27 protein-coding genes, 1 tRNA gene and 1 rRNA gene are annotated in these 26658 nt (G+C 29.4%); 22 read left to right on the top strand and 7 right to left on the bottom strand.

What is annotated here, in order from left to right:
* The first annotated feature begins 12 nt into the window (after positions 1–12).
* From secY to rplQ, 7 genes are read left to right on the top strand one after another with little or no spacing between them, the layout of a single operon-like run.
* Positions 13–1347 carry a preprotein translocase subunit SecY gene (gene secY / locus M9409_RS01720; protein WP_250227198.1) on the top strand — a complete coding sequence of 445 codons (1335 nt, stop codon included), beginning with the start codon at positions 13–15 and terminating at the stop codon, positions 1345–1347.
* A gap of 35 nt (positions 1348–1382) precedes the next feature.
* On the top strand, positions 1383–1499 hold the full coding sequence (gene rpmJ, locus M9409_RS01715) for a 50S ribosomal protein L36 (protein WP_250226662.1): 117 nt from the start codon (positions 1383–1385) through the stop codon (positions 1497–1499).
* A 45-nt stretch (positions 1500–1544) separates the two neighbouring features.
* The gene (gene rpsM, locus M9409_RS01710) at positions 1545–1901 is read left to right on the top strand and encodes a 30S ribosomal protein S13 (protein WP_250226661.1); all 357 of its coding nucleotides are present in this window, start codon (positions 1545–1547) and stop codon (positions 1899–1901) included.
* Positions 1902–1942: 41 nt separating this feature from the next.
* On the top strand, positions 1943–2335 hold the full coding sequence (gene rpsK, locus M9409_RS01705; protein WP_420022206.1) for a 30S ribosomal protein S11: 393 nt from the start codon (positions 1943–1945) through the stop codon (positions 2333–2335).
* Between the two features lie 37 nt (positions 2336–2372).
* Positions 2373–2996, top strand: a complete 624-nt coding sequence (gene rpsD / locus M9409_RS01700; protein ID WP_250226660.1) for a 30S ribosomal protein S4 — start codon at positions 2373–2375, stop codon at positions 2994–2996.
* A 36-nt stretch (positions 2997–3032) separates the two neighbouring features.
* The gene (locus M9409_RS01695) at positions 3033–4025 is read left to right on the top strand and encodes a DNA-directed RNA polymerase subunit alpha (RefSeq protein ID WP_250226659.1); all 993 of its coding nucleotides are present in this window, start codon (positions 3033–3035) and stop codon (positions 4023–4025) included.
* Positions 4026–4061: 36 nt separating this feature from the next.
* Positions 4062–4439, top strand: a complete 378-nt coding sequence (rplQ, locus tag M9409_RS01690) for a 50S ribosomal protein L17 (protein ID WP_250226658.1) — start codon at positions 4062–4064, stop codon at positions 4437–4439.
* A 65-nt stretch (positions 4440–4504) separates the two neighbouring features.
* Here rplQ and fmt read toward each other — a convergent pair whose 3' ends face one another.
* Both fmt and def read right to left on the bottom strand, forming a co-directional pair.
* Positions 4505–5473, bottom strand: coding sequence for a methionyl-tRNA formyltransferase (fmt, locus tag M9409_RS01685; protein WP_250226657.1), 969 nt, complete (start codon positions 5471–5473; stop codon positions 4505–4507).
* Between the two features lie 6 nt (positions 5474–5479).
* On the bottom strand, positions 5480–6007 hold the full coding sequence (gene def / locus M9409_RS01680) for a peptide deformylase (protein ID WP_250226656.1): 528 nt from the start codon (positions 6005–6007) through the stop codon (positions 5480–5482).
* A 439-nt stretch (positions 6008–6446) separates the two neighbouring features.
* Here def and tsaC point away from each other — a divergent pair, with 439 nt between their 5' ends.
* The 3 genes from tsaC (at position 6447) to rrf (ending at position 8195) form a co-directional block, all read left to right on the top strand.
* A complete protein-coding gene (tsaC, locus tag M9409_RS01675) occupies positions 6447–6992 on the top strand; it encodes an L-threonylcarbamoyladenylate synthase type 1 TsaC (protein ID WP_250226655.1) in 546 nt (181 codons plus the stop codon).
* A 26-nt stretch (positions 6993–7018) separates the two neighbouring features.
* The gene (gene aroE / locus M9409_RS01670) at positions 7019–7885 is read left to right on the top strand and encodes a shikimate dehydrogenase (protein ID WP_250226654.1); all 867 of its coding nucleotides are present in this window, start codon (positions 7019–7021) and stop codon (positions 7883–7885) included.
* A 193-nt stretch (positions 7886–8078) separates the two neighbouring features.
* A 5S ribosomal RNA gene (gene rrf, locus M9409_RS01665) occupies positions 8079–8195 on the top strand.
* A 315-nt stretch (positions 8196–8510) separates the two neighbouring features.
* Here the strand turns inward: rrf and gloB are convergent.
* Positions 8511–9266, bottom strand: a complete 756-nt coding sequence (gloB, locus tag M9409_RS01660; protein WP_250226653.1) for a hydroxyacylglutathione hydrolase — start codon at positions 9264–9266, stop codon at positions 8511–8513.
* A gap of 319 nt (positions 9267–9585) precedes the next feature.
* Positions 9586–10041: a ribonuclease HI gene (rnhA, locus tag M9409_RS01655; RefSeq protein WP_250226652.1), complete on the bottom strand. Its 456-nt coding sequence runs from the start codon at positions 10039–10041 to the stop codon at positions 9586–9588.
* A 58-nt stretch (positions 10042–10099) separates the two neighbouring features.
* Here rnhA and dnaQ point away from each other — a divergent pair, with 58 nt between their 5' ends.
* The 3 genes from dnaQ to M9409_RS01640 all read left to right on the top strand — a co-directional run bounded on the left by dnaQ (position 10100) and on the right by M9409_RS01640 (position 12004).
* Positions 10100–10861 (top strand): DNA polymerase III subunit epsilon, encoded by a 762-nt coding sequence (gene dnaQ / locus M9409_RS01650; RefSeq protein ID WP_250226651.1) that lies wholly within the window; start codon positions 10100–10102, stop codon positions 10859–10861.
* Positions 10862–11088: 227 nt separating this feature from the next.
* Entirely contained in the window at positions 11089–11676 is a 588-nt protein-coding gene (gene lpcA, locus M9409_RS01645) for a D-sedoheptulose 7-phosphate isomerase (RefSeq protein WP_250226650.1), read from the top strand.
* A gap of 254 nt (positions 11677–11930) precedes the next feature.
* Positions 11931–12004, top strand: a tRNA-Thr gene (locus M9409_RS01640).
* Between the two features lie 182 nt (positions 12005–12186).
* Here M9409_RS01640 and M9409_RS01635 read toward each other — a convergent pair.
* Positions 12187–12789 (bottom strand): peroxiredoxin C, encoded by a 603-nt coding sequence (locus tag M9409_RS01635; RefSeq protein WP_250226649.1) that lies wholly within the window; start codon positions 12787–12789, stop codon positions 12187–12189.
* A 1571-nt stretch (positions 12790–14360) separates the two neighbouring features.
* On the opposite strand from M9409_RS01635, the gene tgt reads away from it, so the two are divergent.
* The 8 genes from tgt (at position 14361) to M9409_RS01595 (ending at position 21904) form a co-directional block, all read left to right on the top strand.
* Entirely contained in the window at positions 14361–15467 is a 1107-nt protein-coding gene (gene tgt / locus M9409_RS01630) for a tRNA guanosine(34) transglycosylase Tgt (RefSeq protein WP_250226648.1), read from the top strand.
* Positions 15468–15539: 72 nt separating this feature from the next.
* Complete coding sequence (gene yajC / locus M9409_RS01625) at positions 15540–15887, top strand: preprotein translocase subunit YajC (protein ID WP_250226647.1); 348 nt, start codon at positions 15540–15542, stop codon at positions 15885–15887.
* 31 nt (positions 15888–15918) lie between these two features.
* Positions 15919–17778: a protein translocase subunit SecD gene (secD, locus tag M9409_RS01620; RefSeq protein ID WP_250226646.1), complete on the top strand. Its 1860-nt coding sequence runs from the start codon at positions 15919–15921 to the stop codon at positions 17776–17778.
* Between the two features lie 62 nt (positions 17779–17840).
* Positions 17841–18752 carry a protein translocase subunit SecF gene (gene secF, locus M9409_RS01615; protein WP_250226645.1) on the top strand — a complete coding sequence of 304 codons (912 nt, stop codon included), beginning with the start codon at positions 17841–17843 and terminating at the stop codon, positions 18750–18752.
* Between the two features lie 423 nt (positions 18753–19175).
* Positions 19176–20315, top strand: coding sequence for a bifunctional diaminohydroxyphosphoribosylaminopyrimidine deaminase/5-amino-6-(5-phosphoribosylamino)uracil reductase RibD (gene ribD, locus M9409_RS01610; protein WP_250226644.1), 1140 nt, complete (start codon positions 19176–19178; stop codon positions 20313–20315).
* Positions 20316–20411: 96 nt separating this feature from the next.
* The gene (ribH, locus tag M9409_RS01605; protein ID WP_250226643.1) at positions 20412–20888 is read left to right on the top strand and encodes a 6,7-dimethyl-8-ribityllumazine synthase; all 477 of its coding nucleotides are present in this window, start codon (positions 20412–20414) and stop codon (positions 20886–20888) included.
* Between the two features lie 27 nt (positions 20889–20915).
* Complete coding sequence (gene nusB / locus M9409_RS01600) at positions 20916–21356, top strand: transcription antitermination factor NusB (protein WP_250226642.1); 441 nt, start codon at positions 20916–20918, stop codon at positions 21354–21356.
* Positions 21357–21415: 59 nt separating this feature from the next.
* The gene (locus M9409_RS01595) at positions 21416–21904 is read left to right on the top strand and encodes a phosphatidylglycerophosphatase A family protein (RefSeq protein WP_250226641.1); all 489 of its coding nucleotides are present in this window, start codon (positions 21416–21418) and stop codon (positions 21902–21904) included.
* 126 nt (positions 21905–22030) lie between these two features.
* On the opposite strand, the gene dxs is transcribed toward M9409_RS01595, so the two are convergent.
* Both dxs and ispA read right to left on the bottom strand, forming a co-directional pair.
* Positions 22031–23908, bottom strand: a complete 1878-nt coding sequence (gene dxs, locus M9409_RS01590; protein WP_250226640.1) for a 1-deoxy-D-xylulose-5-phosphate synthase — start codon at positions 23906–23908, stop codon at positions 22031–22033.
* A 36-nt stretch (positions 23909–23944) separates the two neighbouring features.
* Positions 23945–24865 carry a (2E,6E)-farnesyl diphosphate synthase gene (gene ispA / locus M9409_RS01585; protein ID WP_320411834.1) on the bottom strand — a complete coding sequence of 307 codons (921 nt, stop codon included), beginning with the start codon at positions 24863–24865 and terminating at the stop codon, positions 23945–23947.
* Between the two features lie 282 nt (positions 24866–25147).
* Between ispA and thiI the strand changes: the two genes are divergently transcribed.
* A complete protein-coding gene (gene thiI, locus M9409_RS01580) occupies positions 25148–26602 on the top strand; it encodes a tRNA uracil 4-sulfurtransferase ThiI (protein ID WP_250227193.1) in 1455 nt (484 codons plus the stop codon).
* Positions 26603–26658 lie beyond the last annotated feature (56 nt).

The raw sequence follows: 26658 nt of genomic DNA, 5'->3' as shown, positions 1-26658 counted from the left end.
GAAATTAAAATGATGACAGTTACTAATAAACGACGATCTAGATCTACTTTTCACAGTATCAAAGGCGGGTTAAGTGACTTAAAACGTAGAATTATGTTTGTGATCGGAGCTTTAATCATTTTTCGTGTAGGATCTTTTATTCCGATTCCAGGAGTCGATTTAATTGTTTTAGAAAAAATTATTGAACAGCAACATGGTACCATTATTGAAATGTTTAATATGTTTTCTGGAGGTTCATTAAGTCGCGCTTCTATCTTTAGCTTAGGAATCATGCCATATATTTCAGCTTCGATTATTGTTCAGTTATTGACTGCAGTACACCCTGCTTTAATAGAAATTAAAAAAGAAGGAGAAAGCGGCAGGAGAATAATTAACCAGTATATCCGCTACGGAACTTTAATACTTGGAATATTACAATCAGTAGGCATTGTCACTAGTTTACCAAATGTATCGGGATTAGTGATTAATCCAGGATTTTCTTTTTATTGTGTAGCAATAATCAGTCTGGTTTGTGGTACTGTTTTTCTAATGTGGTTAGGTGACCAGATTACTAGTAAAGGAATTGGAAATGGTATTTCAATTATTATTTTTTCAGGGATAATTGCTGGGTTGCCATTGGCTATAGGACATACCATAGAACAAGTGAGACAAGATGAGTTACATTTTTTCATCTTAATTTTAATTATTTGCTTAGTATTGAGTGTTACTTTTTTTGTTGTGTTTATGGAGCGAGGACAGCGTCGTATTTTAGTACATTATGCTCAACGTCAACAAGGTCGTCGTATTTATGCTGCTCAAAGTACACATTTACCACTTAAAGTAAATATGGCTGGTGTTATTCCCGCCATCTTTGCTTCTAGTATCATTTTGTTTCCAGGCACTGTGATTTCTTGGTTTGGCAGTAACACTAGTTGGAAATGGTTAACTATAATTTCTTTATATCTACAACCAGGTCAACCATTATATATTTTACTTTATGCCGCAGCTATTATGTTTTTTTGTTTTTTTTATACCTCTTTGGTCTTTAATCCACGCGAAACAGCTGAAAATTTAAAAAAATCGGGAGCATTTGTTCCTGGCATTAGACCGGGAGAACAAACTGCAAAGTATATTGATAAAATTATGTTTCGTTTGACTTTCATTGGCGCAATATATATTACATTTATTTGTTTAGTACCAGAGTTTATGAGAATTGCTATGAAGGTCCCTTTCTATTTTGGAGGCACATCTTTACTTATTGTAGTTGTAGTAATTATGGATTTCATAGCTCAAATACAAACTTTACTGATGTCTAGCCAATATGAATCTGTACTAAAAAAAGCAAACCTGAAACATTTTAATCGTTGATTAAAAATCATATACATACAATTATAGGACAAATTATGAAAGTACGTACGTCAGTGAAAAAATTGTGTCGTCACTGTGAAATTGTAAAAAGACATAACGTTATTCGTGTAGTTTGTAGAGTGGATCCAAAACATAAACAACGACAGGGATAATTGTCATTCAACACAGAATATTTATTTTTTAGGAGTATAAAAATAATGGTACGTATAGCAGGCGTCAATGTTCCTGATAAAAAACATGCCGTTATTGCTTTAATGTCTATTTACGGTATTGGCAAATCTCGTGCTCGATCAATTTGTTTGAACACAGGTATAAACGAAAATGTACAACTTTGTAAATTATCTGAAATTCATATAGATAAATTACGTGATGCCGTTGGTAAATATATCGTAGAAGGAGATTTACGTCGAGAGGTGACTCTAAGTATCAAACGATTAATTGATCTGGGCACTTATCGAGGATTACGTCATCGTCGTAATTTACCAGTACGGGGGCAAAGAACTAGAACAAATGCTAGAACCCGTAAAGGTCCACGCAAATCAATAAACAAATAATTCAAATAAACATTAATAAATAAAAAAATAAAAAATATAACATGATTAAATCATCCAATCTTAGAGCGCGAAAGCGGATCAAAAAACAAATTTTAGATGGCATAGCGCATATACATGCATCTTTTAACAATACTATCATTACTATTAGTGATAAACAAGGTAATACTTTAGGTTGGGCTACAGCTGGAGGCTCTGGATTTCGAGGATCTCGAAAATCTACACCATTTGCTGCTCAAATAGCAGCAGAGCGTTGTGCTGAAATAGTTCAAGAATATGGAGTAAAAAATTTAGAAGTTATGGTTAAAGGGCCAGGACCAGGACGTGAATCTGCAATAAGAGCATTAAATGCAGCAGGATTTCATATTACGAGCATCACTGATATCACCCCAATTCCTCATAATGGTTGCCGTCCTTCTAAAAAACGCCGTGTCTAAATAAAATTTATTAGTTTATTTGTAAGGAATAAAACATATGGCTAAATATTTGGGACCTAAACTTAAATTAAGTCGTCGTGAGGGGACAGATCTTTTTTTAAAATCTGGAATCCGTGCTATTGATTCCAAATGTAAACTTGAACAACCTCCAGGACAACATAATATACGTAAATCTCGATTTTCAGATTATGGAATACAACTACGAGAAAAACAAAAAGTTAAACGCATATATGGTATCTTAGAACGTCAGTTCTCTAACTATTATAAAAGAGCTGCACGTATTAAAGGTAATACTGGTGAAAATTTATTAAAATTATTAGAAAGCAGATTAGATAATACTGTATATCGTATGGGATTTGGAGCAACACGCGCTGAAGCTCGCCAACTAGTAAATCACAAATCTATTATGGTTGAAAACCATATTGTTAACATAGCTTCATATCAAGTTGTTCCGAATACTGTTATTAAAATACATAAAAAATCACATAAACAATCCAGAATTCACGCCGCTTTAGAACTGACTGAGCAGCACAGAGAAAAATTACCATGGATTGAAGTGGATCCCGTGAAACTACAAGGTCTATTTAAACGTTATCCAGAACGTAGTGAATTATCTGCAAATATCGATGAACATTTAATTATTGAATTATATTCAAAATAATCAAAATTATTTGAAATAATAAAAAAGAGAGGCAATATGCAGAGCTCTGTAATAGAATTTTTAAAACCACGCTTAGTAGATATCGAACAAATCACTGCAACACGCTCTAAAGTAACTTTAGAGCCGTTAGAACGAGGATTCGGTCATACTTTAGGAAACGCTTTGCGTCGTATTTTGCTTTCTTCAATGCCTGGATATGCTATAACAGAGGTTGAAATTGATGGAGTATTACATGAGTATAGTACAAAAGAAGGTATACAAGAAGACGTTCTAGAGATTTTACTTAACTTAAAGAAATTAGCCATTAGAATTGAAGGAAAAGATAGTATTACTTTAACTTTAAAAAAATCTGGTATTGGACCTGTGATTGCAAATGATATTTTACATGATAATAATAGTGTAAAAATTGTTACCCCAAATCATATTATATGTCATATAACTGACAAAGATACATCTATTAATATGCGTATTAAAGTGCAGCGTGGGAGAGGTTATGTTCCCGCTTCTTCTAGATTCAATCCTGAATCAGATCTGTTTCCAATTGGTCGGTTGTTATTAGATGCATGTTACAGTCCAGTAGAGAGAATTTCTTATAATGTAGAAGCTGCTCGTGTTGAGCAACGTACAGATTTAGATAAACTGATTATTGATATGGAAACAGATGGAACTATAGAACCAGAAGAAGCAATTAGACGTGCAGCAACAATTTTATCTGAACAACTTGAAGCATTTATTGATTTAAGAGATATACATCAACCAGAACACAAAGAAGAAAAACCAGAATTTGATCCCATTTTATTACGTCTTGTTGATGACTTAGAACTTACTGTACGTTCTGCTAATTGTCTAAAAGCAGAATCTATTCACTATATTGGAGATTTAGTGCAACGAACAGAAGTAGAATTATTAAAAACTCCTAATTTAGGAAAAAAATCACTGACAGAAATAAAAGATGTATTAGCATCTCGTGGATTATCTTTAGGAACACATTTAGAAAATTGGCCTCCTACAAGTATTTTAGACAATTAATCATGAATAATTTAGTATCCAAAAAGGTGATTTATTATGCGTCATCGAAAAATAGGTTTTAAACTAAATAGAACCAGTTCTCATCGTAAAGCTATGTTTAAAAATATGGTTGCTTCATTGGTAATGCATCAAATTATAAAAACTACTTTATCTAAAGCTAAGGCATTACGTCGTATTATTGAACCGCTGATTACATGCAGCAAAGTAGATACGATTGCAAATCGTCGTCTAGTTTTTTCTAAAACTAGGAATAATGATGTTGTTACAAAATTATTCACACAAATAAGCCCGAATTTTTATAATCGTCCTGGAGGGTATACCCGCATACTAAAATGTGGATTACGTAAGGGAGATAACGCTCCAATGGCATATATAGAATTAGTGGAACGATCCAAAATAAAACAAAAAATATAAAATAAATAATTCAAAAAGATACATATTTAAATCTAATCAATAAATGTAAACATACTAATACCATTCTATTCTAACACAGAATTAGGTTTGAACCATTCTTGATATGCATTGAGAATATCACGTACAGGTGTTATTTTTTTTCCTGCAATTTGCAACATAGTAAGTATTAATATTCCAGAACCAGTACCAACATGAATTCCAGTTAAATCAGTTGCTAATATAGTACCCGGTAATACAGATGATAACGAAAATCGGTTATTGACGTTTTGATTACTTACTTCAGCATCCCATACTCTAATTCTGATGCGATCATTTTTTATTTGAAAATAACTAATTGGCCATGGATTAAAAGCTCGGACACATCGTTCCAATTGGATCGCTGATAAATTCCAATTGATGCGTGCTTCTTGTTTATTCAATTTATGCGCATATGTTGCATAAGTCGGATCTTGAGGTATCAAAGTAAATGTACCTAATACAAATTGATCCAGTACTTGAAACAACATAGTAGATCCGATGTTGACCAATCTATTAGAAAGAGTATAACTAGTATCTTTTGGAAAAATTTTGCAAGGCATAATATGCAAAATATCTCCAGTATCAATTCCTAAATCCATTTGAATAATAGTTATTCCTGTAATGGAGTCACCATATTCTAATGCACGTTGAATTGGCGCTGGACCTCGCCAACGAGGTAATAGTGACCCATGTATATTAATACAACCCAATCGTGGTATATTTAATATTTCTTGCGGTAAAATCAAACCGTAAGATGCAACTATTATTAAATCCACGTCGATTTTTTTGATAATATACACAATATCAGCAATAGATAAGATACGAGATTGAAACAATGATATGCTGTATTTTTTTGTTATTTCGTATAAAAATAAAAAGGATTTAGATGATCGTATCTCTTGTGTAAACACTGCTATTATCTTATGTACAGATAAATGAGCTAACATATGTAAATGCCACATCGCAAAATTTGTAGTTCCAAAAAAAACAATACGCAACGGTTTCAAGTGTGCCATAATACATTATATGTCAAAAGACAGCTGATTTTTTTTGAATGTTTTAGATAATTTTTTTATTTTTTTATGAATTCTTTTAATTTGTAATGGAGATAAATAATCAATAAAAAGTTTTCCAAATAAATGATCTACTTCATGTTGAATACAAATTGCTAATAACTTATCAGCTTCCATTTCAAATTTATTACCGCATTGATCTAATGATTGAATAGTTATCTTTGCTGAACGTGGAATAATCTCGTATATTTGAGGAATAGATAAACAACTTTCAGTAATACTAATAATACCTTCTTTTTTTGTAATAACAGGATTAATAAAAACTAAACGTTGATTGTCTTTTTTATAAAGATCAACAACAATAATTTGTTGATGGATATTAACTTGTGTTGCAGCTAATCCAATACCTTTTTTAAAATACATAGTATCAAACATATCACTTATAATTTGATTGGTATCATTAGATACTGTAACAACAGGATCAGCGATTGTTCTAAGACGTTCATCAGGATAATACAATATCTCTAATATCGACATAAAATAAAAATATTATTAAATGAAATTCGTACATTATCTAATGACTTATGAATATAATCAAGATATGGGTGTGGATATTTTATATTTATAATGATAATATACTGCAATAAAAACTTAATGAATAGGTCAATGGCATTTGAAATCATTACTTAATATCTAATCAATAAACGTACCATTTTTCTAAATAATTAAACAATATTTAAAATACAGTTAAATACATATAAAGACCATATATATTATACCACAAAATATTTGATAAAATATATAATTATATTTTTTATAAAAATAATTAATATATAAAATAAAAAACTGTTTAATTAATCACCGAAAATTTATTATTTTTATAAAATATTTTTTAGATAAAAGAATATTATTCTATTATTATTAAATAATAAACTTAGGATTATGATCTATAATAAAGATATTCCCTTTATCAAATATGAAAAATTTACTTATACAACTAAATCAAGGTAAAGTGATCATTTATCCGACAGAATCAATGTTTGGTTTAGGATGTGATCCTGATAATAAACAAGCGATATCTACCTTACTAAAAATAAAAAATAGATCTTGGAGGAAGGGTTTAATTTTAATTGCTGCTAATTATACACAATTACTTAAATATATTGACGATAGTTTCTTAAATGAAAATCAACAATCACAAGTCTTTTCTACTTGGCCTGGGCCAGTGACATGGGTATTTCCAGCAAAATCTAATACTCCATATTGGTTGACAGGCCAATTTTCATCTTTAGCAGTACGAGTTATTCATTTTGAACTAATTCAACATCTTTGCTTAGCCTTTGGAAAACCCTTAGTATCTACCAGTGCAAATTTATCTGGACAACCCCCTGCGCGTACTATTAAAGAAATACATGAGCAACTCGGGCATAACATGCCTATCATGTATGAAGATATACTTGGCAGATCTAATCCTTCAGAAATTAGAGATGTTATGACAGGCAAACTAATTCGAGGTGGATAATTTCCATTATTCAAGGAGATAAACAGATGAGTGCTTTTGCTGTTTTTGGTAATCCAATTAAACATAGCAAATCATCAGAAATTTACGCATTGTTTGCACATGAAATTGGAATATCAAAAGAATACAAACTTATATTGGCATTACACGATAATTTCCATTATTTATTGCATAATTTTTTCAAATTAGGCGGATTAGGAGCAAACATTACTTCTCCATTTAAAGAAAATGCATACTTTTTGTGCAATCAATTAACTGAACGATCTAAAAAAGCTCGCTCAGTTAATACGATAAAAAAACTAAAAAATGGTACTTTACTGGGAGATAATACTGATGGTATAGGATTTATTAGCGATTTAAAACGTCTTAATTGGATAGATAATAATAATCATATTACTTCTCAAGAATCTACAACAACGAATATTCTATTAATTGGAGCTGGAGGTGCAGCAAAAGGAATTGTTCCTATGCTTTTAAACACTATTACAACATGTCATATAAATATAGTGAATAGAACATTTGCTAGGGCACAGAAATTGACATCTTATTATCAAGAAATAGGGTATAACAACATATCATGTCTCCCTTTATACAAATTACGTTATGACACTAATAAATATAGTTTAATTATTAACGCTACCACTAGCAACATATACAACACTATTCCAAAAATACCATCTGTTCTTGTTAATCCTGAAACTAAATGTTATGATTTGTTTTACACAAAACAAGATACATTGTTCATAACATGGTGTAAAAAAAATGGGTCAAATTATTGTTCAGATGGATTAGGTATGCTAGTAGAACAAGCAGCTCATTCTTTTTTCTTATGGCACAATTTGTTTCCTACTGTTGATCCTGTGATAAATCATTTAAGATCTGCGCTTTATATATAAAGTTATATTGATTTTACAATGAAAGAAATATAGGAACGATACCATCATAAGATGGTGTACTATTATTTAATAGTATAGTGAACAGATAAAAATTAATAATTTTTAGAATCTATTTTGTTTTAAAAAAAAATCCTATACAATGTAAAACGTTGATTGAATTTGTTGATATTTGGTTTGTTATTCAAAGATTATACTTGGCGGCATTAGCGCGATAGTACCACCTGATTCCATTCCGAACTCAGAAGTGAAATGTCGTAGTACCGATGGTAGTGTGGGGGTTTCCTCATGCGAGAGTAGGGGGCTGCCAAGTATCTTATATTTAACAGAATCTAATCAGAACAATGTAGAATAACTGAAAGAATAATACAGAGATAAATGAATTTTGTTGTTTATGCAATTGAACAAATTATTATGATGACCAGAAAACTTCTATGTGTATTTATCAAATAAAATAGACTAAATATAAAATTACAACTTAAATTTTTTTGAGTATTTTATTACGTATCATATGTCTTTTATAAAGATATAAAATTAACAAAACAGTTTTAATTAGCACTGGGTATTATTTTTAAATTAGGCATTACGCAATAAAAAAGATTCGTTTTAACTTATACTAAAATATAGGCTAAAACGAATCTTTTTTATTGCGTAATGCAGAAAAAACTTGCCATTCTTCTTTCAGATTAAAAGGTAAATTTAGTGATTTTTTTATATCTAAATTATCACAACAAAAAAAAGGATTAATCTTTCTTTCTAAATTTACTGTTGTTGGGACAGTAGGTTGATTGTTTTTACTCAATTTAATAATCTTATTACAATAATCAATGATAGATTGATCTCGAGGCAAAATAGAAATAGCAAAATTAATATTAGATAAAGTATACTCGTGTCCACTGAAAATTAAAGTATTGCGAGGAAGATGTTTAATTTTTAAAAAAGATTCATACATTTGCTGAGCAAATCCTACACAGATTTTACCGCAACCCGCAGAAAACACAGTATCTCCGCAAAACAACCAAGGTGCACTATAAAATCCAATATGCCCCAATGTATGTCCAGTCAAATTAATAACTTTAAATTTTTTCTGTAATAATACAAAATCATCTCCTTCTGACACCAAGCAGTGAGCGCCATTATTTTTAGTTTCCATTGGACCATAAACAATAGTTTTTGGAAAATATCGAGTTAACGAGAACACTCCATTGATATGATCAAAATGATTATGAGTTAATAAAATTGCTCGTAATTTAAATTGAAGCTTCTTTAGGATATTTAATACTTTTACCGCCTCTCCGGGATCAACAATTATGCATTCACCTCTGTAATTATACAAAAACCAAATATAATTAGTGTTAAATACCCGAACTCTAATAATATTCATCAATTGACTGTAGTTAAAAAATTTTAAAATAGTTATTTTAAAATTTTTTTATAAATATGCAATAAATAAAAAATATTATTTTTTACACTTAAGTTAATTTTTTTTAAATATAAATATAAATGCAATAAAAATTTCATAAATTATTATGAATAGTATTTATATCATTGTAAAATGAAAAGATATATGTTAGGTTGACTAGTAAGAATCTGAAAGATATGAATATATACTGAAATTGTATATTTTAAAAATATATGTATGCTTACCACATATATTAACATTAATTATATTGTAATACTTATTACCGATAATATTATTGTCATTAATAAAAATCTTCTTTCAAAGGACATCTAGCGGCTAATCGAGCTAGTTGATCGCACCGTTCATTATCTGGATGTCCAGTATGACTTTTTAACCAATTCCAATGAATAATATTATGAGTTTGTATTGCTGTATCTAAACGTAGCCATAAATCAATATTTTTTACTAATTTTTCTTCAGAAGTTTTCCAGTGATGTTTTTTCCATATGTGAATCCACTGAGTAATTCCATGTAACAAATATTGGCTATCAGTATTTAGAGTAATTTGACAAGAATTTTTAAGCGATTCTAATGCAATAATAGCTGCCATTAATTCCATACGATTATTGGTAGTTAAGCGGTATCCCATACTAAATTCTTTTTTATGTTGTTTGTACCGTAATATCGCAGCACAACCACCTGGTCCTGGATTACCAAGACATGATCCATCAGTAAAAATTTCTATTTTTTTATACATATTATAGGATATATTATGATTTCAATTCAAATAACTAGTGTGACACAAATGGAAAGCTATGAGCACTAATATTGTACGACAAATTGTTTTAGATACTGAAACCACTGGAATGAACAAGTTTGGACCACATTATGAAGGACATAGGATCATTGAAATAGGTGCAGTGGAAATAATAAATCGTCATTTAACTGATAACACATTTCATGTTTATATAAAACCAAATCGCATGGTGGATATTGAAGCTATTCAGATACATGGAATTACCGATCAATTTTTGAAAAATAAACCAACTTTTTCAGAAATAGTAAATGATTTTTTAGCATTCATTCGTGGCAGTGAATTAATTATTCATAATGCTCCGTTTGATCTAGGATTTCTTAATCAAGAATTACAAATTTACAACGCAAACTCAAAAAAAATAGAATCTTACTGCGTTATTATTGACAGCTTAAAATTAGCTCGCAAAAAATTTCCAGGACAACGTAACAACTTAGATGCATTATGCGAGCGTTATTGTATTAACAATGGTAACAATCAACGAAACCTACATAGTGCATTGATTGACGCACAACTTTTAGCTAATGTATTTTTAGCTATGAGTGGAGGTCAAATAAAAATGAAATTTATGGAAATAACAGATACAAATATATCAAATAATAAAATTAATAATATTAAACAATCAAATAATATAAAATGTACACATAAAAAATCATTAAAAATTATTTATGCTAGTGAACAAGAAAAATTGGTTCACGAAGAATATTTAGACAACATACAGCAGATAAACAAACACTGTATATGGCGACAAAATAATAAATGATGTAACACAAAAACCATTTTCAATTTATCTATGATAATAAAATAAAAGAGCAGATATGTTTATAACATATCAATAATTCTATGTTATAGATAAATTTTACACTAGAAACAAATATATTTTTATGGATAATCATGAAAAATTCATATTTCTAAATTGCTTAAAGAAATAATACATATCGCTATAACAATAATATATATATATATCTTGATTATTTTAAAGGAGTAATTATGTATCATAATTTAATTTATAACGAATTTAAAGAAACTATAAAAATAATGCAGATATTTTCTTGTGAAAAAGATAACATTAAAATAATAGAATCATCTGCAAAACTTATCGCTAATACTTTCAGAACAGGAGGAAAAATATTGTCCTGTGGAAATGGTGGTTCCCACTGTAATGCCATGCATTTTTCAGAAGAACTAACTGGGCGCTATAGAAGTAATCGATCAGGTTATGCAGCAATAACTATTTCTGATCCTTCATATTTATCGTGCGTTAGTAATGATTTTGGTTATGAATATGTTTTCTCCCGCTATATTGAATCTATTGGAAACGAGAAAGATGTGTTATTTGCTATCTCTACCTCCGGAAAATCAACTAATATTCTATATGCTATAGAAGCAGCATACAAACAAAGTATGAAAATAATTTTTTTAACCGGAGAAAAAAAAGAAAAAAAATTATCTGATTATATAGATATGGAAATTTGTGTGCCATACGCAAGTTATCCTGATCATATTCAAGAAATTCATATTAAAATAATCCATGTACTTATCTTTCTTATAGAGAAAGAAATGGGATCTATTTCATAATAAATAATGAAAAACTAATGTTGATATATGCAATCCACACTCAATATTATTAATCAAATCAAAAATAAAAGCGCATTTACTTGATTGTTCTGTATAAATGTGATATACTGAGCAATTATTATCTGTTTATGTTTCCTAGGATTGAAGATATAAGCCCTTTCTTCTTTATAAAAGAAGAAAGGGTAGGAACATTTTATTTGGGCAATATGTTATATGTTATTACCGCTCTCTTTCTGCTTTAGTAATAAACAAATGCCGATATAGCTCAGACAGGCAGAGCAGCGCATTCGTAATGCGAAGGATATAGGTTCAAATCCTATTATCGGCATAATGAAGAAAGAACCTTATTCTTCTCTTTAAATAAACTAAATAGTTTACACTTAAATTCACTGCTGCATCTGTATCTTATTATATTAGTATCACTCAAAACAAAACTAATAGCCTAATAATCCTACCACCATTATTGAATGATGATGTTAGTAGTAAATCGCTAGGCACATGATGATATACTTACAATTGAGAGAAATTGTCAGAAAGATAATTAACCACCCCTTTCTGTGATGCTTCTAATCCCTCCTTATTCTTGTTCCATTGAGCGGGACACAACAAACCATGTGCCTCATGAAACTGCAAAGCATCTACCATCCGAATCATTTCATCAAAATTTCTACCAAAAGGTAAATCATTGATTACTTGATGACGTATAACTCCCGATTTATCTATCAAGAAAGAAGCACGCAAAGCCACTCCTTTATTTGAATGTTCAACACCATATTTCTTAATAATTTCACGTTTTATATCAGAAACCATAACATATTTCAATAACCCAATTCCACCTTGACTGACAGGAACTTGTCTCCAAGCATTGTGCACAAAAACCGAATCTATAGACACTCCCACAACCTCTACGTTTCGTTTCTGAAATTCAATATAACGTTTGTCACAAGCAATCAGCTCCGAGGGACAGACAAATGTAAAATCCATGGGCCAAAAGAATACTATTGCTTCTCTTTTATTAATATAATTTAATAAATTAAAATTATCCACAATTTCACCGCTTCCTAATACTGCAGAGGAAGTGAAATCTGGAGCACAATGACTAACTAATACCATGATTAATTCCTTATTCCTTGCTTAACGTGTTTAATATATTTAAAAAATTAAATATACAAATAGTAACAATGATAATCAAAAGTACTCATTCTACTGTTTAAACTATCTTTATGCAAACAATACTATATAATTTTTTTTAAATAAAAATTTCTCATTCACCTAAATATCATGATTGTTAAATTTTATTTTTTTATGGGTTACTAACCTAGTTATTTTGATTGTTGTTATATAATAACACTATAACGTGTTTTGAAAATTAAAACTTATTTTTTAATATTTAATATAATAATTAAAATTAATCATTACCGTACAATTTATTTTATAAATCTTTATTTATAATATTAAACACTATTAATTAAAATTTTAATATTTCTTGACAATAAATATATAGAACGACAGTTATTACTCTGTATTTGGAAAATTTACAATATTTTCTAATTAAAAGGTCAATATTTTAAGAAATTATAAAAATTTGGAATAATTTATTTACATTTTTTAAGCACTAAATTTTTGTGTTTCAATCACAAATTTCATCATAAATTATGACCATTTAGTTCACAAATAACTAAATAAATATAATCAGATCGATGAAATTTTCTCAAAAAATTAAGTCGTTACATTTATAACATTTGATGTTATCAACAATAATAACAATTAGACCATATAAAAATATATGATATCATTAATACTTTTGGACCATATCTACAGTTTCTCTATAAGAAACAAATACTCATCATGTGTAATCTCTGATTCAATAAAATCAATATTTAATTTAACAATCGGTAATAATGAAAATTTGTGAGATAATCATAAAAATATAATTGATAAACCATTATAATAATCGTATTGACAATATTAGGATACTATCAATTATAAAATTGAGTCACTACATTTTGGTTTATAAATAAAAAATTGATGTGAACAATATATCAAACAATTGATACTACATCCATCCATATACAATGAAAATTATAACTGTAGAAATGATATTTTCTTAAAAAACATTTTTAATAAAATTAAAATGCCATAATATACTAACGGTTTTTAGTAAATTTAAGCATGAAATCAACTAATCGTCATTAACACAACTGGTCTGAATAAAAAACCATACTATACATGGAAAATGTATATTTTATATTTTTTGTAATCATAAAATCTATTGTTAAAATTTAAAAATAAATATATCAATCATAATTGATTACAATAATTACTATTAAACTATTGACCATCATGTCAATATGTGTCAAATATAGCCATAACTATTAAAATTTTTATACATACAAAAAAATATTTTGTTTGGAAATTTTATTTGATGGATCCTAAAAAAATATTGTTTAATGCACACTTTTAAAATCAATATTTTTATATCATAAAAATACAAATATTTTTTATCGCATTTATTCAGGATTATAAATCCTTAACATACACATTGTAATTTTGTAAGTTATATTTATGTATATGTTATATATGCATATATATAAATATAAATTTTTATAACAAATACGGTAATAATTAGTACCTATATATTTATATTTTAATTAATAAACATTTCTTTAATTAGGATAAGATTTATGTCATTTCAATTATTAGAAACAGATGGATATGCACGACTTGGTAAACTTATTTGTAATCAAGGAATAGTAGATACACCTGCCTTTATGCCAGTAGGAACCTATGGATCCATCAAAACATTAACATCAAAAGAAATTAAAGCAAGCGGAACACAAATTATTTTAAGCAATACTTTTCATTTATGGTTACGTCCTGGATCAGACATTATAAAACTACACGGTGGTTTACATAAATTCATGAATTGGACTGGCCCAATAATTACAGATTCTGGAGGGTTCCAAGTATTTAGTTTAAGTAAAATGTGTACAATTACAAAAGAAGGAGTATACTTTAAAAGTCCTATCAATGGTCGTCTTGTGTTTTTAACTCCAGAAAAATCTATAGAAATTCAGCATGATTTAAAATCTGATATAGTTATGATATTTGATGAATGTATATCTTATCCAAACACTTGGGATTACGTAAAAAAATCAGTCAACATATCTTTACATTGGGCTGAACGTAGCCGTTTACATTTCGATACATTACATAATTCAAATATGTTATTTGCCATCATTCAAGGAGGTATGTATGAAAACTTGAGGGATATATCAGCAAAGGAATTAATAAATATTGGTTTTGATGGATACGCAATAGGGGGTTTATCGGTAGGAGAACCAAAAATGGAAATGTATCGTATTTTATCTCATATATGTAAATTAATTCCTACAAATAAACCACGTTATTTAATGGGTGTTGGTAAACCAGAGGACCTATTGGAAGCTGTACAGCAGGGTATTGATATGTTTGATTGTGTTATTCCAACACGCAATGCTCGTAATGGATATTTATTTGTTTCTGATGGAACAATCAAAATTCGAAATGCACAATACAAAAGCGACACTTCTCCATTAGATAAAAAGTGCGATTGTTATACTTGTCAAAATTATAGTCGTTCGTATCTGCATCATTTAGATTGTTGTAAAGAAATTCTTGGTGTGCGCTTAAATACCATTCATAATTTAAGATATTACCAGCGTCTGATGGAGGGATTACGTCAAGCTATCAAAAAAAAATCATTAAAAAACTTTATCAACATGTTTTATAAGCATGTTAATAGTATTTAACACTGAATTTACATTCAGTATTTTTTTAATAAACCCAATGATTCCAACTATTCTATAAAACAGGAAATATTAATGAACATATTTACTAATACTGCTTGGGCCAGTGCCAACGCTAATTCTCAGAGTAATCCGTATTCCTTAGTGATCATGTTAACAGTATTTGCTGGAATTTTTTATTTTATGATCTTTAGACCACAACAAAAACGTAATAAAATTCATAAAGAATTATTAAACTCCATCTCCAAAGGAGACGAAATATTAACTAATGGAGGATTGGTAGGTCGTGTAGTTAAAGTTACAGAAACAGGTTATATCTTTATTATTCTCAACGAGAAAAATAATACTAATAGCAATGAAATACTAATTAAGCGCGATTGCGTTACTGCCATTTTACCTAAAGGCACTATGAAAGCATTATAATTTATAAATTTGTAGATTGAGATAAGATCTTGTGTTGAATAATTATCCGTTATGGAAGTATCTTGCGGTTGTATTAGTATTCGTTGCTAGTATAATTTACGCACTACCGAGTTTATACAGAAATTATCCTACAATTTACATTACTCAATATGCTTCAGAAAAACCCTATCAAAATATGGATAATATTACATTATGTTATATAAAAAAAATACTTACACACGAAGAAATCATTAATAAATCTATTGTATTACAATCAAACAAAATTCGAATACAATTTTTTAATGAACAGAATCAACTTCAGGCTTACCAAAAATTATCAACTCTTTTTTCACAGAAATATCAGATATTGCTGTGTAATACCCCAAATATACCGCATTGGTTATCTGCGATCAAAGCTAAGCCTATAAAATTAGGGTTAGACTTATGCGGAGGAACATATTTTGTAATACATGTGAATTTGAAAACTGTACTAGATAAATTTCAAGAAAAATATATTGATATTTTCAAAACCATCTTACTTAAAAAAAACATTCCTTATTTAAAAATATGCAAAATTAAAAATCATGATATTGAAATTAATTTTCAAAATGCTAGTGATAGAAATGAAGCAGTTTTACCTTTATCTGAAATAGATAATGACTTGATATTATATCCAATGGAACCCAATAAATTACATGTGATTTTTTCTGAAAGCAAAAAAAATACAATTCGTGAGCACACAATACATCAAAATTGTACTATTTTACATCACCGTATACACCAATTAGGCATTATTGAACCATTGATACAACGTCATGGAAGTGAGCGTATTATTATAGAATTACCTGGTTTTCAAGATATTGATAAGATCAAAAAGATGCTTAGTACAACTGCAAGTCTGGAGTTTCGACTGGTTAATTCATCAATAAGCGAATTTGAAATAAACAATAATTTAATTCCAGAAGATTCCGAGATAAAATTGAGCAATAATGGTTGTTTAGTACCATTGTATAAACAAATAGTGTTATCTGGAGATAATATTACTAATTCTAGTGTTAGTTTAGATGAATACAATAGACCTCAAGTAAATATTTCTTTAAATAAAACAGGTAGCATCCTAATTTCTAATTTCACCAAAAATAATATTGGGAAAGCAATAGCTACGTTATTCATAGAATACAAAGATAGTGGAAAAAAAGATTCCACAGATCATGCTATTTTAATTAAACATGAAAAAATTATTAATATTGCTACTATTCAATCCCAGTTAAATGATAATTTCCGTATCTTTGGGATCAACAATTTAAATGAAGCGCGCCATCTTTCGTTATTATTACGCATGGGCACGTTAGTGGCACCTGTTCATATTGAAGAAGAACGAATTATTGGTCCTACACTTGGTAAACAAAACATTGCACGAGGATTTACCGCATGTGCTTTAGGAATATTCACTTCTATATGTTTTATGATTTTATGGTACCATTACTTCGGGTTAATCGCTAGCATTGCTTTAATTGCTAATTTAATACTTATGATAAGTACGATGTCTATAATCCCAGGAATAGTGCTGACTATGCCAAGTATAGCGGGGATAATATTAACTTTATCTGTAGCCATAGATGCAAATGTATTAATTAACGAGAGAATAAAAGAAGAAATAAACAAAGGTAAACCCGTGCAATATGCTATATACACAGGATATCGTAAAGCATTGACTAGTATTGTAGATGCAAATATTACAACCATTATCACTTCTATTATACTATATGCAATTGGTACGGGGCCAATTAAAGGATTTGCTATTACTACTATTATTGGAGTAGGAACATCAATGTTTACCTCTATTATCGGTACTCGTGCTGTTGTTAATTTAGTGTATGGAAAAAGAAGTCTTCGTAAGCTATCTATTTAATTTTTTATTTTTTTTGAATTATATACCAAATTTAATACATTTTTTAATTAAATTTTCTTAAAATGAGTGACGCTTATTATAGAATTTATGATTTTCTTGCATGGAAACGTTTAATATTTTTTTTATCAATATTTTTATTCTTCATTTCATGCAGTACCATGATAACACGTGGTTTTAACTGGGGATTAGATTTTACTGGAGGTATGTCAATTGACATTACTTCAGAAAAAGATATTAATCTCATTAATGTTAAAAATATTTTGGTTCAATCAGGATTCAAAAATCCTACAGCGCAATATTTTGGTTCCCCAAAAGACATAATGATACAATTACCATTAAATCCTAATGTAAATAAAATCAATCAAGACACCGCAAATATAGTGCTACATGCTTTACAAGAAAGTATGGTCCAAAATTTTTTCATTAAACAAACAAATTGGATTGGGCCAAGTGCTCATAGTCAACTGATAAATACAGGAATAATGGCTTTATTAGTCGCATTAATATGTATTTTAATATATATAACTTTTCGTTTTGAATGGAGATTAGCGACTGGAGTAGTTATATCTTTGACATACGATATAATAGTTATTTTAGGTATGTTATCTTTACTTACTATTAAAATGGATTCCACCATTATTGCTGCCCTAATGTCAGCAATTGGATACTCTATTAATGACAAAATTGTCATTTTTGATAGAATTAGAGAAAATTTCTATTATGCATCTGTATCAAAACCTATAGATATATTTAATATCTCATTGAGTCAAGTACTCAGTAGAACTATCATAACTTCAGTCACAACTATTATAGTACTGCTAATACTACTAGTTTTTGGGGGAGACATGTTATACGGATTTGCGGTCACTCTGTTACTTGGCACTATTATTGGCACAGTATCATCTATATATATAGCTTCATCGTTAGCATTTAAATTTGGTACTGCACGTGATCATTTTATAAAAATTAATTAAAAAATTTTTCACCGCTGATTTTTTTATATATGTATTTAACGAACATTAAAAAATATAATAGTATTTTTACTATTGTCATAACACTGAATGATACTGCAGTTTATTCAAATATTTTGAATACACTTGGACAGTAAAATATCAATTATATTGTAAACAAAATTAAATTTGTAGCAATATTATAATATGCACTACACAGTAATGCCATACATATTTAATCATCAATAAATATTACTACAATAACATACGGATAAATGAGATCTAATTATCACTACAATACCTAACTAACGGAATGATTTATTAATATTTATGACATAATAGAGAGTCAAAACACTAGTACTCTCGTAATATCGAATTTAAATTATTTTTTATTAAAAAAAAATTGATCACATAAAAATATATTTAGTCTTACAATCTCATGATATTATGACAGATAATCTCATACTACATGACAAAAAATTTTTAACACGAGCTTTCCAATTAGCATGGAAAGGACGTTTTACCACTATGCCTAATCCTAACGTAGGATGCGTTATTGTTCGCGATAATAAAATTGTAGGAGAAGGATACCACATACGAACAGGAGGAGCACATGCTGAAATACATGCGTTACGTATTGCTGGAAATTTAGCGCAAGGAGCAACAGCCTACATTACTTTAGAACCATGTAGTCATTATGGACGCACTCCTCCTTGTACTACTGCATTGATTAACTCAGGAATTAAACGTGTTGTTGTAGCTATGCTAGATCCTTATTTTTATGCAAGAGGACGTGGTTTACATTTGTTACAAAAAGCAGGCATTGAAGTACAACATAGTCTAATGTTAGCAGAGGCTGAATCAATAAATAGAGGATTCCTAAAACGTGTACGCACGGGATTCCCATGGGTTAAATTAAAATTAGCTGCATCTCTAGATGGTAGGACCGCTATGTCTTCTGGAGAAAGCAAATGGATTACATCTATTCAGGCACGTCAAGATGTACAACATTTTCGAGCAGAAAGCGACGTTATTCTTTCCACTGCTAGTACCGTTTTAGCAGATGATCCAAAACTAAATGTACGTTGGACATGCTTTTCAGACGAAATGAAACGTATTTATGCCAATCATCAAATTAGGCAGCCACTACGGGTCATTATTGATAGCGCAAATAGAGTGCTTCCAGCACATCGTGCTATACGATACAAAGGAAAAATTCTACTCGTGCGTTTAAAAAAAGATCATCAAAATTGGCCTCCATCAGTAGAACAATTATTATTATCGTCAATTAATTATCGTGGCCGTCATCAAATAAACTTAACAGAACTAATGCAACATCTTGGATATCGTGGAATTAATAATATTTGGGTGGAAGCAGGAGCTACTTTTTCAGGGGTATTATTAGATATTGGATTAGTAGATGAGCTTATTCTGTATCAAGCTACAAAATTTTTAGGATCTGACGCAAGACCTTTATGTTTATTACCGGATATCAAATATCTGAATGACATCAAGTCTTTTAAATTAATTGATATAAAAAATGTTGGCCCAGATATTCGTTTAAGATTAATACCAAAAAATATATAATATTTTATTTATTGGCGTGTTACAATATCATGTTATAATGATGTCAATAAATACAATAAGTAATGATATAGTAGTCAAAGCAATCACAGGATTATTATGAATATTATTGAAAGCGATACTATGGCAAATAACGCTAAAATTGCTATCGCTGTCGTTAGATTTAATCGATTCGTTAATAACAATTTACTGGAAGGAGCTGTTGATATTTTAAAAAGAATTGGACACATAAAGGATGAAAATATAACCATAATTTGGGTACCAGGTGCTTATGAATTACCATTAACTTCACAAGCATTGGCTATTAGTCACAAATACGATGGACTAATAGCTTTAGGTACAGTGATTCGTGGATTTACTGCACATTTTGAATTTGTTGCAAAAGAATGTAGTTATGGGCTATCTAAAATTTCCATGGAAAACACTTTACCTATTGGATTTGGATTACTTACTACAGATAATATTGGTCAAGCTATAGAACGTTCAGGTATTAAATCTAATAACAAAGGATCTGAAGCTGCTTTGGCTGTTTTAGAAATGATTAATATACTAAAAATAATCAAAAATAGTTCTTAACATATATAAGAATACGAAAGGAATTATGTGAAAACAATTAGTAGAAGACGTGCTCGTGAATGTGCATTACAAGCATTGTATTCTTGGCAATTATCTCAAAATAATACTGAAGAAATAGAACATTATATTATAAAAGAACAAGATATTCAAAGTTTTAATATTTCTTATTTTCATGAATTATATATTGGAGTAATAAGTTGTGCGGAAGAATTAGATAAATTAATGATGCCGTATCTATCTCGAAATTTGGAACAATTAGGTTATATTGAACATTTAGTGTTGCGTATTGCATTATTCGAGCTTACTAAATGTAGTAACACTATACCATATAAAGTGGCCATTAATGAAGCAATTGAGCTTGTAAAAAATTTTGGAGCTGAAAAAAGTCATAAATTTATTAATGGAGTATTAGATAATATAGCCGATCAACTCTATGTTTGTAAAAAAATAATTTTAAAAACACAGTGATTGTTTTCATCGATCACACATCAGTTTAGGCGTTTGCTGATATAATCATAGCGTGATTCATGATTAATAACTTGAAATTATCTAAAATATGGTGCTTGTTTGCCACTGGTTTTGGTTTGGGGACAATTTCTTGTCTACCAGTAGGAACTGTAGCGTCATTATTGGCAATACCAATATGGTGGATTTTGATGTATTTATTTCCATTTCAGTTTTATTTTTTGTTTCTGATTATTGGGATAGGATTGGGTATATATTTTTGTGATCACACTACTAAAATCATTGGTATTCATGATCCTCAATCAATCGTTTGGGATGAATTTATTGGCATGTGGATAACATTAAGTGTAGTACCAGTACCAATACATAATAATTGGTTATGGACGATCATCGCTTTTTTGTTATTTAGAATTTTTGATATCGTAAAACCCTGGCCAATTTCCTGGTGTGACCGCGAAATAAAAGGCGGATTTGGAATCATCATAGATGATATATTGGCAAGTATTTTATCAATTTGCATCATTTTATTGCTAATGCATTTATTTTATTAAAATATTTACATATATATATATGCTGAATGCTGAACTATAGTTGAGTTAATTGTATTGTGTTAGATCATTCATTCAAAACGTCATCATACCACAAACACTACATCATGTGATGTAGTGTTTGTGGTTTCAATGTATCCATTTTATAATTTTTTTATAAATACCTATACTATCTAATCCAAGCTCAGACAACATCTCTGATTGTGAACCTTGGGGAATAAAAAAATCAGGCAAACCAATATTTAAAACTGGAACTGATAATTTATTCTTCATAACAAATTCATTTACCCCACTTCCGGCCCCCCCCACTATTGTATTTTCCTCTAATGTTATTAACACTTGGTGATTTTTAGAAAGATTTTTTATTAGTTTTTCATCTAATGGCTTAACAAATCTCATGTCCACTAAAGTTGCATTTAATTCAGATGCAACATTATAAGCTGACTGTAATAAAGTTCCAAAATTAAGAATAGCGATACAATGTCCCTTACGACGTATTACACCCTTACTTAAAGGTAAAGTATACAATTCCGTTGTATCTAGTAAATTACCAGGCACAGCATATCCTTTAGGATAACGTACAACACTAGGCCCATACCGATAACGATATCCTGTATATAACATCAGCTTACATTCACACGCATCACTTGGAGTCATTATTATCATATTCGGAATACAACGTAAATACGACAAATCAAAAGCACCTTGATGAGTTTGTCCATCTGCTCCAACAATACCTCCTCGATCAACAGCAAATAATACAGGTAAATTTTGAATTGCTATATCATGAATTACTTGATCATATGCGCGTTGCAAAAATGTTGAATAAATAGCGACAATAGGTTTATAACCTGCTATAGCTAATCCAGCAGCAAATGTCACAGCATGTTGCTCAGCAATTGCAACATCAAAGTATTGTTTTGGATATTTCTGAGAAAAGATACTCATTCCGGAGCCTTCTCTCATCGCAGGGGTAATTCCTATAATCTTATTATCTCGAGCAGCAACTTGGCATAACCAATCACCAAAAATCGTAGAATAAGTTATATTTTTAGAATGTTCTACCGGTAATGATCCGCTTTCAGGATCAAATTTTGGCACTGCGTGCCATTTAATAGGATCTTTTTCTGCAGGTTCATATCCAAAACCTTTTTTGGTAATAACATGTAAAAATTGTGGACCTTTCATATCACGTATATTTTTTAACATATATATTAATTCTAATACATCATGCCCGCTGATAGGACCAATATAATTAAAACCAAGTTGAGAAAATAATGAACTTGATGTACCGCTGCTAGAATTATTGATTGGGTTACTAATATGTTTGATCAATTTCTTAGTTGATAAAACATCAGACAATATTTTGTTATTATCTATTTTTAAATCCAAATATACTTGTTCTGATGAAATATGAGTATGATGATTATTCAATGCTCCTACGTTTTCTGAAATAGACATTTCATTATCATTTAAAATAATCAATAAATCAGATTTTATAGATCCAGCATGATTCATTGCTTCAAAAGCCATCCCAGCAGTTATAGCTCCATCCCCTATAACACATACAGTACGCCGTCCTAGCATTTCTCGTTCTGCAGCTATTGCTAAAGCTAACCCTGCGCTAATCGAAGTAGAAGAATGTCCTACTGATAACACATCATATTCACTTTCATCGCGACAAGGAAAAGGATGTAACCCATGCCGCCTTCTAATACTAAAAATACGTTCGCGCCGACCCGTAAGAATTTTATGTGGATATGCTTGATGCCCTACATCCCAAATTAAATAATCAAATGGAGTATTATATACATAATGCAATGCTACAGTAAGTTCTATAGTTCCTAATCCAGATGCAAAATGTCCACTAGATCTACTGACACTAGTTAAAAGAAATTGACGTAATTCATTACATAATGTTGTTAAATAATCTTCAGATAATTGTCTTAATTCTTTAGGAGTATTGATCAAACCTAATATAGGATATTTATTTAAATTACAGTTCATATTAAATTTTATCTAATATTATTTATGTATGTAATATTAGTTGTTACGTTTAATAATATAACGTGAAAATGCAGATAAAATATTAACGTTATAACCTAATTTCGCAATATATTTTAAAGATGTTAATGATTCACAATATAAATCTTGAGCTTTAGTACGAGCTGTTCTTAATCCTAATATCTTCGGATAAGTGTTGATGTCATTATCTTTCGATTGCATACTGCGATTTTTTTCATGATCATATGAATGTGAAACATCTATAATATCGTCTTGTATTTGAAAAGCCAATCCTATAGTTGCAGCATAATGATCTAGAAATGCCAATACATCGTTGTCATAGCTCTTATTTCCTGCTGCTAAAGCTCCAATGCGAACTGCAGCTCGAATTAACGACCCTGTTTTGTGCTGGTATATGGCTTCTAATTGTGTGGCTGAAATATTTTTATTATTTTTACTAATTAAATCTAAAGATTGACCTAAACACATTCCATTAGCGCCACTGGCGGCAGCTAATGTAGCAATCATTTTTAAGCGAGCTTGATCTGTGACAGTTGGCATATGTGCTTCTGAAAGAATAGTAAAAGCTAATGTATGAAGAGCATCTCCTGCTAAAACAGCAATAGATTCTCCAAATTTGACATGACATGTTGGACGTCCTCTACGCAATTTATCGTTATCCATAATGGGTAGATCATCGTGAATGAGAGAATAAGCATGTATACACTCAATAGCAGCGGCTGGAGCATTAAGATTTGACGATCTAATACCAAACAATTTACCTATTTGATAAACTAAAAAAGGACGTAAACGTTTTCCTCCCAACAAAACACTATAACGTATTGCTTGTATAAGAAGAGATACATCTTGTTTAAGAAATATAACCAAATAACGTCTAATAGCGTCGTCAACTCGTTGATGACTGTCACGTAACTCATTAACTAAATCAATCATAAACATAATATTTCAATATACCGTAATACAAACACTATTAGATGTGTATATGTAAATATACATGCACGTACATAATAATATTACATAATAAAAATATCTATATGTTAGTAGAATTATTTTTATAAATTTGTATATTGATTATGTATATAATAGCTTATCACAATTTTTGGCGATAAACCGAAAAAAAGATCGTGGCATTATATAAATAGTAATATTTATATAATATATTATTGCTATATCTAATATATCGTTCTTATGCTTATCTATCTTAGTAGATAAAATATTTATATGAAAATAATTATAAAATTATCACCAGAAATCACAATAAAAAGTCGTGCTGTACGAATTTTTTTTATAAAAATTTTGATTAGCAACATCAAAACTATTTTTAAAAAAAATAACGAATTAGCATCAATTGTACGTCATTGGGATTATCTTGAAGTAATATGTAACAATAACCAAAAAATATGCGCTATTTTAGTGAATATTCCTGGCATTCATCATTTCTTTTTAATTAAAAAACATATATTTCATTCTTTACAGGATATTTATGAAAAAATTATACTCAGTTTGAACTACGATATTAAATTATCAGGAACAAGTTTTTGTGTGCGAGTTAAACGCCGTGGTAAACATAATTTCACTTCACAGGAAGTTGAACATTATTTAGGAAATAAATTATGTCAAAATATAAATAATATTAGAGTTAACTTAACACAACCTGAAAAAACTATATATTTAGAAATCAAAGATAATCAACTTTTTATAATTATTAAACGTTATGAAGGATTAGGAGGTTTTCCGATAGGTACGCAACAAGAAGTGTTGTCATTAATTTCAGGAGGATTTGATTCAGCAGTTGCTAGCTATATGTTAATTCGGAGAGGATGTAAAGTTAATTATTGTTTTTTTAATTTAGGTGGAGCTACGCATGCTATTGAAGTATGTAGAGTGATATATTTTCTATGGAATAAATTTAGTAGTTCTCATAAAATAAAATTTATTTCTATTGATTTTTCAGAAGTCATCAAAGAAATTATTGATAAAATAAAAGATAACCAAATAGGAGTAGTGTTAAAACGTATGATGATACGTACTGCATCATTGGTAGCCAATCGTTGTAAAATTACCGCGTTGATAACAGGAGAAGTTCTAGGACAGGTATCAAGCCAAACTTTAAGCAACCTAACACTCATTGACAATGTTTCTAATCATGTAATATTTCGTCCTTTAATTGCTTACGACAAAGAAAAAATTATTGATTTAGCTCGAAAGATAGGGACAGAAATATTTTCAAAATCTGTTCCAGAATATTGTGGAATAATATCAAAAAAATCAACCACAAAAACAACAAAACAACTCATTGAGTTTGAAGAAAATAATTTTGATTTCACTGTATTAGACCGTGCAGTGTCTCAATCCTATGTAATAGACATACAAAATATTCCTGATCAAATCATCAATCAACATGTATTGCAAATAGAAACGAAAAAAATATTAGACACTAATGATATAGTGTTAGATATACGAACAGAAATTGAACAAGAAAAAAATCCTCTTTTTCTCAACAATATAGAAATGATAAAAATACCTTTTTATAAACTAATAGGTCAATTTTATAAATTAGATCCAGATAAAGTATATTTATTATATTGTGATCATGGCATAATGAGTAGATTACAAGCAATACATTTGTATGAACAAGGATTCCGTAATGTAAAAATATACAGACCACCTAAATAATATATCAGGTAATTATATCTCGAACAAATATTCAATCAAAAATTTTAACTAAAAAA

Source organism: Blochmannia endosymbiont of Camponotus sp. C-046 (assembly GCF_023585865.1).
Classification (GTDB): domain Bacteria; phylum Pseudomonadota; class Gammaproteobacteria; order Enterobacterales; family Enterobacteriaceae; genus Blochmanniella.
This window is presented reverse-complemented; position numbering and strand designations above follow the sequence as displayed.